This window comes from Coprococcus intestinihominis, assembly GCF_040096555.1.
GTDB lineage: Bacteria > Bacillota > Clostridia > Lachnospirales > Lachnospiraceae > Coprococcus_A > Coprococcus_A intestinihominis.
This window is the reverse complement of the sequence record NZ_JBBMEK010000108.1, coordinates 1-10,011: the sequence shown is the minus strand read 5'-3', so window position 1 is coordinate 10,011 and position 10,011 is coordinate 1. Positions and strand designations below refer to the sequence as shown.

Below are 10,011 nucleotides of genomic sequence, written 5' to 3'. Positions count from 1 at the left end.
CATGCCTCTATTGTATCATGCTTATGTGTATTTGGAATTTCTCATTTTGGCTTGTACTATTTATATTCTAGCACCAATTTGAATATGAGGACCATGGCCTTCGTTTTTCTCAGGTGGAAGTGTCACAGAAACTCATCTCTATGGAAGATATTGAGAAATAACAATTAATAGCCTTGCCTTAAATCGACGATATGGTTCAGCACCTGACCGGCAAGAAAGCGTTCAATATTTTCAAAACACAGGTTCCAGATGGCCTGTTCAACATCTGTGTTGCCACCAAAACTTGGACCGGCGATATGAGGGGTGATGAAGACGTTTGGCAGATCCCATAACGGAGAGGACTTTGGCAGCGGTTCAATTTCTGATACATCCAGAGCAACCCCTTTTAAGTGCCCTTCTTTTAAAACATGCAATAAAGCATCATTTTTAATCAGACTGCCGCGGCCGACATTGATCAGCAATGCCTCTTTTTTCATCAGACGCAGACGTTTTTCATCAAAGAGGCCGATGGTTTCTGATGTATTTGGCAGACATCCGACAACGATGTCTGCTGTTTTGAGTTTGAGATCTAACTGGTCTGACCCGATGACTTCATCAAAGTCCGGAAGTGCTCTATGGTTCGGATGGCGGCGGAAGCCAATGATGGATGTATCAAAAGCTTTTAAACGGTGGGCAAGGGAAGAACCGATGTCTCCGGTGCCGAGAATCAGGACTGTTTTTTTGTAAATCGTGCCACAATTGTCAGATGGAAGCCAAGTGTGAGCTGCCTGATGATGTGAATAAACTGAAAATGATCGATACAGTGCAATAATAGTGCCAATCACATATTCGGATATAATGTTACCAAAAGCACCGGAAGCATTGGTGATCGTCAGATGGGAAGGCAACCGTTTCATACGTGCGTATTTGTCTGCGCCGGCCCATGTCAGCTGCAGCCATTTCAGACGAGGCGCTTTCAGAAGATCCGGTTCGTCAGGTTCGCCGATGATAACATCTGTGTGGCGAAGCAGAGATTCAGGGATGGTTTGACTGGAATTGATAAAGGTAAAATGACATTGTGAGCCAAACTGTGTACTGAAACGATCACGGATTGATGGTGGACAAGGGACAGCCACTAAAATATGGATGGGATAGTATGTGTTCATTGTGATATTTCCTTTCTGACTCTAATCATAACATAGAATGTCGAAAAAATAAAAAGAATCTGTCCGATGAGTTGCGATTCTTGACTAAACATGTTAAAATAAAATGCTATCTATAAATATAAAGAAAGAAACATTAATGGGGTGTATCATGGATCACGACAAAAAAACAAAACATGGTGGCCACCGGGGAAGCTTCTCCGGAAGACTCGGCTACATTCTGGCAGTTGCCGGTTCAGCGGTGGGCCTTGGTAATATCTGGCGTTTCCCGTATCTGGCTGCAAAGTATGGCGGCGGAATTTTTCTGCTGGTGTATATTCTTTTGACAGTATCTTTTGGTTATGTATTGATCATGTCGGAAACGTCAATCGGACGTATGACGAAGAAGAGCCCGGTGGGGGCCTTTTCCTTCTTTGGCAAAACGGCACCATTTAAGATCGGTGGCTGGCTGAATGCAGTCATTCCAATGCTGATCGTGCCTTATTACAGCACCATTGGCGGTTGGGTCATTAAGTATCTGGTGGCATATCTCAGCGGCAAGGTGCAGGTTGTAGCGGAAGACGGTTATTTTTCAGCATTTATTTCAGATTCCTGGCAGGCAGAACTCTGGTTCATTGTGTTTGCAGCATTGGTATTTATCATTATTCTCGGCGGTGTCAAGAACGGTGTTGAATTGATGTCAAGAATTATGATGCCGATTCTTGTGGTGCTGGCGATCATTGTGGCGATTTACTCTGTAACCCGTCCCGGGGCCCTTGAGGGTGTGAAGTATTTCCTGATTCCGAATTTTGAACATTTCTCATGGATGACAGTTGTAGCGGCCATGGGACAAATGTTTTATTCGCTTTCCATTGCCATGGGTATTTTATATACGTATGGTTCTTATATCAGTAAAGATATCGACCTTGAACAGTCTACCACACAGATTGAGATTTTTGATACAGGCATTGCGATTCTTGCAGGTCTGATGATCATTCCTGCGGTTTTTGCCTTCTCAGGCGGTAATCCGGAGACGCTGAATGCAGGTCCTTCTCTGATGTTTATTACATTGCCGAAGGTTTTTGCCAGTATGGGCATCGGAACGGGTGCCGGTATTCTGTTCTTTGTGCTTGTATTACTGGCGGCACTGACAAGTGCTGTTTCACTGATGGAGACAAGCGTTTCCACATTCATGGATGAGCTGCACTGGAGCCGCGGTAAGGCCAGTCTCTTGATGGCAGTTGTGATGATCGTATTCGGCAGTGCATCATCGCTTGGATACGGTGTCCTTGATTTCATCAGGATATTCGGCATGAATTTCCTGGATTTCTTTGATTTTATGACGAATTCAGTTATGATGCCGCTGGCAGCGCTGGCTACATGTTTCCTTGTGATCAAAGTGGTTGGCTTTGATAGGATTGCGAAGGAAATCGAACAGTCATCCAAGTTTGGCAGAAAGAAATTGTATAATTTCTTCCTGAAATATCTGGCACCGATTTGTCTGATTGTTATCCTGCTCAGCTCTATTGCCAATGTTTTAGGCATTATCAGCATGTAGAAAATCCTGAATGCCCATCCGGAGATGGAGTTTTATTGTGTTATCCTTGCAAATACAGTGTGATGACGCTATAATAGAGTGTGACAGCGGGGAGTCTGCCGGAGCAGGCTGAGAACAGGCTGAGCCGCCTGGACCCATAACCTGATTTGGATCATGCCAACGTAGGGATATGTATGCACATCGTCGCATAAAGCGAATGAGAATTTTGATGCGGATATGTCTTTCGGGGCATATCCGCTATTTGTTTTCCGGATATTCAGGTAGAAAACTTGTGAATAATTTCGGAAAATGAAGCAAAGATTAAAAGGAGCGTAAGAAAATGCTTGGAAATTGTATTGAGAATGTGAGAAAGAATGTTCCGCTTGTTCATAATATTACGAATTATGTAACAGTCAATGATGTGGCTAATATACTGCTGGCCTGCGGCGGCAGCCCGATTATGTCTGCGGAGCCGGAAGATGTGGAAGATATCACATCCATTTGCGGCGGTCTGAATATCAATATCGGTACACTGACAAAGAGTAGTATTGAAGGTATGTTCCGCGCCGGAAGGAAAGCGAATGAATTGAATCATCCAATCCTTCTGGATCCTGTGGGTGCCGGTGCCTCTGCACTTCGAACAAACACAGCAGTTCAGCTGATGGAGCAGCTGAAACTGACAGTTATCAGAGGCAATATTTCGGAGATTAAGACACTGGCTCTCGGCAGCGGCACTACAAAGGGCGTGGACGCGGATGTGGCAGATGCAGTGACTGAGGAAACACTGGATCAGGCGGTTCAGTTTGTGAAGCAGTTTGCAGCAAAATCCGGTTCCATTGTCGCCATTACAGGTGCCATTGATCTTGTATCCGACGGTGAGAAATGCTATGTGATCCGCAATGGCAGACCGGAGATGGGTAAGATTACAGGTACAGGCTGTCAGCTGTCCGGCATGATGACGGCATTTCTGGTGGCGAATCCTGACAATCATCTGGAAGCAGCAGCTGCTGCTGTATGCACCATGGGTCTTGCAGGTGAGATCGGATGGGGAAGAATGCAGGAAGGCGACGGCAACTCTACTTACCGTAACCGTATTATCGATGCAGTTTACAATATGGATGCATCAACTTTAGATAAGGGGGCAAAATATGAAGTGCGCTAAAGAAGATTTGTTATTGTATGCAGTTACAGACCGTCATTGGTTAAACGGACGGACATTATATGAAGTAGTCAAAGAAAGTCTGGATGGCGGTGTGACATTTCTTCAGCTGAGAGAGAAGACACTGGATGAGGCTCATTTCCTTGAAGAAGCCAAAGAATTGCAGAAACTCTGTAAGGAATATAAAGTACCATTTATCATCAATGACAATGTGGATATCGCCGTTGCCATGAATGCAGACGGTGTTCATGTGGGGCAGAGCGATATGGAAGCCGGAGATGTACGTGCCAAATTAGGCCCGGACAAGATCATCGGTGTTTCAACACAGACTGTGGAGCAGGCTATTCTGGCTGAGAAGCACGGCGCTGATTACCTTGGTGTCGGTGCAGTCTTTCCGACAACTTCCAAGGATGATGCAGCAGAAGTTTCCTATGACACATTAAAAGCCATCTGTGAAGCTGTGTCCATTCCTGTTGTAGCCATCGGAGGCATTACACAGGAGAATGTTGTCAAACTGACGGGCAGCGGCATTGACGGTGTGGCAGTCATCAGTGCCATTTATGCACAGAAAGATATTAAGAAAGCAGCAGCTGATTTGAAGGCAGCTGTTAAAGCAATCGTATAAAGGAGGCAGCTTCATGTGTACAGCGGCAACTTATCAAACAAAAGATTTTTACATGGGAAGAACTTTGGATTACGAGTTTTCCTATGGTGAAGAAATCACCATTACACCGAGATACTATCCTTTCCATTTTAAACATGGTGCGGTGCTTGAGGATCATTATGCGATGATTGGTATGGCTCACGTGGCAGAGAATTATCCCCTTTATTATGAAGGGGCCAATGAAAAGGGACTTGCTATGGCGGGTTTGAATTTTGTGGGGAATGCTGCTTATGGTCATCCGATGGATGACAAGGATAATATTGCTGTATATGAGCTGATTCCATGGCTGTTGGGGCAGTGTGCCAGTGTGGCGGATGTGAGAAAACTGGTTAAGACGTTGAATATTGTGGATACGGTTTTCAGTCCGCAGTTTCCAAATGCCCAGCTTCACTGGCTGATCGCGGATGCCAATGAGGCTATTACCATGGAGTGTATGAAAGACGGCCTGCATATTTATGATAATCCGGTGGGTGTGATGACAAATAATCCGCCCTTTGATAAGCAGCTTTTCAGGCTGAATGATTATATGGCACTGTCACCGAAACAGCCATCCAACAACTTTTCGGACAAATTGGATCTTGGCAGTTACAGCAGGGGCATGGGCGCTCTTGGATTGCCGGGTGACTTGTCTTCCTCTTCACGTTTTGTCCGTGCGGCTTTTGTGAAAATGAATGCTTTATCCGGGAACTCTGAAGTAGAAAGTGTCAATCAGGTCTTTCATATTATGGGATCGGTGGAGCAGCAGAGAGGCTGCTGCGAAGTGTCCGAAGGCCATTATGAAATAACAATTTACACAGCTTGTATGAATGTCAGCAAAGGTATTTATTATTATACAACTTATACGAATCATCAGATCACAGCTGTGGATATGCAGAAAGAAAATCTGAATGGAGAGATGCTGGTGCGCTATCCGATGCTGCAGGAAGAAAAAATTTTGATTCAGAACTAAAAACAGGGAGCTGTCGTTTTAAAGATTAGAAAATCTTGAAGTGGCAGCTTTCTTTTTGACTTTTTACTAACTGTAGTTATGTTGGCTCAGTAGGAAGCACATTTAGATCTAAAAAGCAGTACGTGTATTTTGGCATCATTTTTGCTTTGTAAATAATTGCCATCAACATCAGTGTAATCAGTGCACCGCCGCTCATTGGTGTCAGTGTATAGTTCGGTGTTTTGACTGCAAAAAGGTGCCGCCTCTTGCGTATCCGGCAATAGACGGCACCTAAATGAGGGGTGTATAGGTGTTACATATTATAATATTATGCAATAGGTAAATCCGGCATGGCATCCAGATTGTTTTGAAGCGGGCGTTTCTTATCTTCGATTTCAGAAACAATTGCAACAACAGCATCCGTATATGGCGTCAGGATACCAAGCTTTTTGCCTTCATCGGAAACAACCCCGTCGATGAATCGAATTTCACATTTTCTGCCCTTTTCAAGATCCTGCAGCATGGAGGCTTTTCCCTGAATCAATGTAATACCCATCGCATGGCAGACACGAATGCATTCACGGCCAATCCGCACAGCACAGGTTAAAGCACGTTCATCTGCACACTGCCGGTGACGGTTGCTCCTTTACGATTGAGAACGTCTACATGCTCTTTCCAGGCATCCACCATCATAACATCTAAACCGGCTTTATTTAAGTAAGCACCTAAAATTGTTCCCAGAGATCCGCATCCCATAATTGCTATTCGCTTGATCATACACTTTCCTACTTTCTTTGATATCAGATGAGGTCGACGTGTCGTGCTTTTTCTGTCAGCTCGTCCCGGAAGTCAGGGTGGGCCAACGAGATCATGGCTCTGACACGGTCAGCCATTGTCAGGTGTTTCAGATCGATACAGCCATACTCAGTCGCTACATATTCTATATCAGATCTTGGTGTTGAAATTGGTGTACCTTCCGGAAATGTAAAGTTGATTTTGCTGTATCTTTTTCCGTTCTTTATGTAACTGGAATCCATTGCGATAATGGATTTGCCGCCTTCGGACCATTGGGCACCGCGAACATAATCAAGCTGACCGCCGATTGCGCTGTATTGATGATAACCGATGGCGTCAGCAGCTGTTTCTCCATAAAGATTGATAGCCATTGCGGTGTTAATAGAAATCATTTTTTTATTTTTCATGATCATTCGTGGATCATTAGCAAATGAAAAATAAGCATTGTAGATATTCTCATTATGATCCATGAAGTCATACATGGCTTTATCACCGGCAGCAAAGGCATAAACAGATTTGCCGTCCATAAATCCCTTGTATTTATTGGTAACATTTCCGTTTTTCATCAGTTTGACCATGGAAGGGCAGAGCATTTCGGAAAAAATACCCAGATCGTTTTTGTCGGTCAATTTGCCTCCAATCGCAGAGGACAGACCGCCTATGCCAAGCTGGATGGTGGCTCCGTCAGGGATGAGCGGGACAATCTGATCTGAAATTTTTTCCGTTATCTCATCAGGTTCACCTTCGGCCATTTCAGGAATTGCTTTATCCGACATAACAATGGCGTCGGCATCTTTGATATTGAAAATATTGTCCTGACCGTAAACGTAAGGCATATTAGGATTCAGTTCCAATATGATTCTTTCGGCTGTGTCAAGGAGAAAACGATAGACACTGCCGCCGGAAACACCGAAGGAAACATTGCCGTTTTCGTCAGGCATAGAGGCAGATATAAATACAACGGATACTTTGCCAATATTATGAAACCAATCGTCAACCTGGCTCAGGTGCAGCGATGTAAATGCAGAAGGTCGGCCAATTTTCATGGCCGTTCTTTCGAAAGGGCCGAGAAAAAGGGAGAGCATTTTAAATGGCTGATTTTCTGCAGGTTCGGTGTAGAGCCGTGTCGGCCTTAGCAGAAGTCCGCTGATGATGGTGATATCATTGAGTTCATGACGTCTTTCCCATAAAGCATCGGAAAGCACAGGTGTGATATTGGAAACAAGGCCGATAAAGACACGGTCATGATCATGAACCAGTTTCACAGCTTCTTCCGGGGAGGTCAGTTTATTTTTCAAGTCGTTTTTTGTCATTTCCATAATTTCTATTTATCTCCTGTAATCATAGAAACCGATACCTGTTTTCACACCAAGCTTGCCGGCACGAACCATTTTGCGAAGCAAAGGACACGGGCTGTATTTGTCACTGCCGAGTTCATGCTGCAAGGTTTCCATGAGTGCAAGGCATATATCGAGACCTACATAGTCTGCAAGCTGGAATGGTCCCATCGGCATATTGGTGCCCAGACGCATGGCTTTATCAATATCTTCCATTGAGGCAACACCTTCATAGAGTTCGTAAATGGCCTCATTTAACATCGGACCAAGAATTCTGTTAACGGCAAATCCGGCGGATTCATTGACTTCAACGGGATCTTTGCCAATATCTTTGGCAATTTCAATGATTTTGGCAACCTGTTCATCTGTTGAGAGTTCGCCGCGGATAACTTCAACCAGCTGCATAACAGGGGCAGGATTGAAGAAATGCATGCCGATGACAGGGCGGCTCAGGCCATTGCTCATTTCGGTGACAGAAAGGGAAGACGTATTGGATGCAAACATACAGTTTGCAGGAACAATGCTGTCTAGTTCTTTAAAGGTTTCTTTTTTTATTTGCATATTTTCTTTGACAGCTTCAATGATCAGATCGGCATCTTTAAAGATTTCTTTTGTGCCGATTGTGATCCTGTCTAGTATAGCATTTTTTTCACTATCTGTCATTTTTCCTTTTTTGACTTGATGGCTAAAAGAATTGCAGATATGGATACAACCATATTGATTACCGGTGAAACAGGTACTGGAAAATAAGTACCATATAAGCTACAATAATATGATAAAAATAAAATGATGAAATAATGCATCCCCTCTTTGCCGAAAGTATGGTGAAGAGGGGATGCATGTATTTATTTTAAACGGCAAAATGTGCCTTTAATTCCCGATGAACTTTTTTTCTTACAAAGTAGAAGCAGATGATCTGCATGATAAATGTAATGATCCATGAAGCCGGGTAGGAAATAAACAGGAAATCCAGTGACCGGTTGTGCGGGAACAGCAGGAAAATCCATACTATTCTTAAGCCCACGGTTCCTACAATGGACAGGATCATTGGCACAGTGGAATGGCCCATACCGCGCAGGGCACCCGGGAACAGATCCATCAGTCCGCAGAAGAAGTAAGTCAGGGTGGTGTAGGTAAGAATTTCCATACCGCATTGGATAACATCTTCTTCAGAAGTGTAAATGTGCAGCAGTTCTGGTCCGAAAACATAGACAAGGATGCCCATGATGAGCGATACGGAAACGGACAGAATCATACAGTCCCGGAGTACCCGGTCCATTCGCTTATACTTGCCGACACCGTAATTCTGACTGGTAAAACTCATGCAGGCCTGTGTGACGGCATTGACGGAAACGTACATAAATCCGAAAATATTGTTGGCGGCGGTGTAACCGGCCATGGCTGTCGAACCGAAAGAGTTGACAGAGGACTGCAGCAGTACATTAGAAAAGTTAATGACGGTACTCTGGATACCTGCAGGAACACCCACCTGAAAAATCTGTTTCATATACAGGGGTTGGATTTTCAGCTTTGAAAAGCGAAGCTGGTAACTGCTGTCGGAACGGTAAAGACAAGTCAGGACAAGGGTACATGAGATCATCTGTGCAATAACTGTCGAAATAGCGACACCGGCCACATCCAGATGAAAAACAATGACAAGGAGCAGATTCAGGATGGCATTGACGGATCCGGATATAATCAGGAAAAATAAAGGCCTTTTGGTATCACCGACGGCACGCAATATGGCAGCGCCATAGTTGTACAGCATGAAAAAAGGCATGCCCAGGAAATAAATACGCAGATACAGGGATGACAGATTAATGACATCATCTGGGGTTGCCATCAGTTCAAGGGCACTTCTGGCAAAAAGCTGACCGATGACCGCCATCAGGATACCGCTGATCAAAGCCAGGGTGATGGCGGTATGAACAGTTTCGGACATTTCCTTGTGTCTTCCGGCAGCATAAAAGCGTGCTGCCAGAACATTGGCCCCAAGGGAAATACCGATAAACAGATTGGTAAATACGGCAATCAGTGCGGTTGTGGAACCCACAGCGGCCAATGACTGGCTGCCGCTGAAACGGCCGATGACAATAATATCAACGGCATTGAACATCAGCTGAAGGATGCTGGATACCATCAGCGGCAGGGCAAAAGAAATCAATTTGTCCATGATGGAGCCATTGCACATATCAATTTCAAATTTATTATTTTTCAAGGTCGGAGACTCCTTCCTTTTCTAAAAATGGTTTCAGATAAATTTCCATGGAACGGTTCATTTCTCTTGAAAAAGCAGATTCATATTTGCGATTGCAGAAAGTCTGCATCCAGGCATCATAGCCCTGAAGACCGGTGCGGCCTGCAAACATTCGTCGGATATCGCTGCTTTCTTTTGCCTGATAAGCATTTTCGCAGACAATATCACTCAGATCAAAACGGGATGGTTTCGTACGGTTTTGCTGCTGCGCTG

At 44.4% G+C, this 10,011-nt stretch carries 10 protein-coding genes, 1 pseudogene and 1 riboswitch; of the genes and pseudogenes, 4 read left to right on the top strand and 7 right to left on the bottom strand.

Annotated features, from left to right (window positions below; genetic code table 11):
* Positions 1–164: 164 nt before the first annotated feature.
* The gene (locus tag WMO25_RS09640) at positions 165–1,145 is read right to left on the bottom strand and encodes a D-2-hydroxyacid dehydrogenase (RefSeq protein ID WP_349085137.1); all 981 of its coding nucleotides are present in this window, start codon (positions 1,143–1,145) and stop codon (positions 165–167) included.
* A 148-nt stretch (positions 1,146–1,293) separates the two neighbouring features.
* Here WMO25_RS09640 and WMO25_RS09635 point away from each other — a divergent pair, with 148 nt between their 5' ends.
* The 4 genes from WMO25_RS09635 (at position 1,294) to bsh (ending at position 5,430) form a co-directional block, all read left to right on the top strand.
* Positions 1,294–2,679 carry a sodium-dependent transporter gene (locus WMO25_RS09635; RefSeq protein ID WP_349085136.1) on the top strand — a complete coding sequence of 462 codons (1,386 nt, stop codon included), beginning with the start codon at positions 1,294–1,296 and terminating at the stop codon, positions 2,677–2,679.
* 77 nt (positions 2,680–2,756) lie between these two features.
* Positions 2,757–2,865, top strand: a riboswitch (TPP riboswitch).
* Positions 2,866–2,998: 133 nt separating this feature from the next.
* A complete protein-coding gene (thiM, locus tag WMO25_RS09630) occupies positions 2,999–3,820 on the top strand; it encodes a hydroxyethylthiazole kinase (RefSeq protein WP_178441684.1) in 822 nt (273 codons plus the stop codon).
* The gene (gene thiE, locus WMO25_RS09625) at positions 3,807–4,442 is read left to right on the top strand and encodes a thiamine phosphate synthase (protein ID WP_215632428.1); all 636 of its coding nucleotides are present in this window, start codon (positions 3,807–3,809) and stop codon (positions 4,440–4,442) included. The genes thiM and thiE overlap by 14 nt, the downstream gene beginning before the upstream one ends.
* A gap of 13 nt (positions 4,443–4,455) precedes the next feature.
* Positions 4,456–5,430, top strand: coding sequence for a choloylglycine hydrolase (gene bsh, locus WMO25_RS09620; protein WP_349085135.1), 975 nt, complete (start codon positions 4,456–4,458; stop codon positions 5,428–5,430).
* A gap of 307 nt (positions 5,431–5,737) precedes the next feature.
* On the opposite strand, the gene WMO25_RS09615 is transcribed toward bsh, so the two are convergent.
* From WMO25_RS09615 to WMO25_RS09590, 6 genes and pseudogenes are all read right to left on the bottom strand, one after another.
* Complete coding sequence (locus tag WMO25_RS09615) at positions 5,738–6,004, bottom strand: ketopantoate reductase family protein (protein ID WP_349085134.1); 267 nt, start codon at positions 6,002–6,004, stop codon at positions 5,738–5,740.
* An 8-nt stretch (positions 6,005–6,012) separates the two neighbouring features.
* Positions 6,013–6,186 (bottom strand): ketopantoate reductase family protein, encoded by a 174-nt coding sequence (locus tag WMO25_RS09610; protein ID WP_349085133.1) that lies wholly within the window; start codon positions 6,184–6,186, stop codon positions 6,013–6,015.
* A 23-nt stretch (positions 6,187–6,209) separates the two neighbouring features.
* Positions 6,210–7,523: an acetyl-CoA hydrolase/transferase family protein gene (locus WMO25_RS09605; RefSeq protein ID WP_349085132.1), complete on the bottom strand. Its 1,314-nt coding sequence runs from the start codon at positions 7,521–7,523 to the stop codon at positions 6,210–6,212.
* A 9-nt stretch (positions 7,524–7,532) separates the two neighbouring features.
* The gene (locus tag WMO25_RS09600; RefSeq protein ID WP_420314877.1) at positions 7,533–8,204 is read right to left on the bottom strand and encodes a 3-hydroxyacyl-CoA dehydrogenase family protein; all 672 of its coding nucleotides are present in this window, start codon (positions 8,202–8,204) and stop codon (positions 7,533–7,535) included.
* 187 nt (positions 8,205–8,391) lie between these two features.
* Complete coding sequence (locus tag WMO25_RS09595) at positions 8,392–9,732, bottom strand: MATE family efflux transporter (RefSeq protein WP_215689912.1); 1,341 nt, start codon at positions 9,730–9,732, stop codon at positions 8,392–8,394.
* Positions 9,733–9,748: 16 nt separating this feature from the next.
* Positions 9,749–10,011 (bottom strand): annotated as a pseudogene (locus WMO25_RS09590) (nitroreductase family protein); the annotation flags it as partial.

Bases quoted from the DNA above. Each gene is read 5' to 3' on its own strand.
- WMO25_RS09610 (WP_349085133.1), bottom strand. From the start codon at position 6,186: ATGATCAAGCGAATAGCAATTATGGGATGCGGATCTCTGGGAACAATT.
- WMO25_RS09605 (WP_349085132.1), bottom strand. From the start codon at position 7,523: ATGGAAATGACAAAAAACGACTTGAAAAATAAACTGACCTCCCCGGAA.
- WMO25_RS09640 (WP_349085137.1), bottom strand. From the start codon at position 1,145: ATGAACACATACTATCCCATCCATATTTTAGTGGCTGTCCCTTGTCCA.
- WMO25_RS09600 (WP_420314877.1), bottom strand. From the start codon at position 8,204: ATGACAGATAGTGAAAAAAATGCTATACTAGACAGGATCACAATCGGC.
- thiE (WP_215632428.1), top strand. From the start codon at position 3,807: ATGAAGTGCGCTAAAGAAGATTTGTTATTGTATGCAGTTACAGACCGT.
- WMO25_RS09595 (WP_215689912.1), bottom strand. From the start codon at position 9,732: ATGTGCAATGGCTCCATCATGGACAAATTGATTTCTTTTGCCCTGCCG.
- thiM (WP_178441684.1), top strand. From the start codon at position 2,999: ATGCTTGGAAATTGTATTGAGAATGTGAGAAAGAATGTTCCGCTTGTT.
- bsh (WP_349085135.1), top strand. From the start codon at position 4,456: ATGTGTACAGCGGCAACTTATCAAACAAAAGATTTTTACATGGGAAGA.
- WMO25_RS09635 (WP_349085136.1), top strand. From the start codon at position 1,294: ATGGATCACGACAAAAAAACAAAACATGGTGGCCACCGGGGAAGCTTC.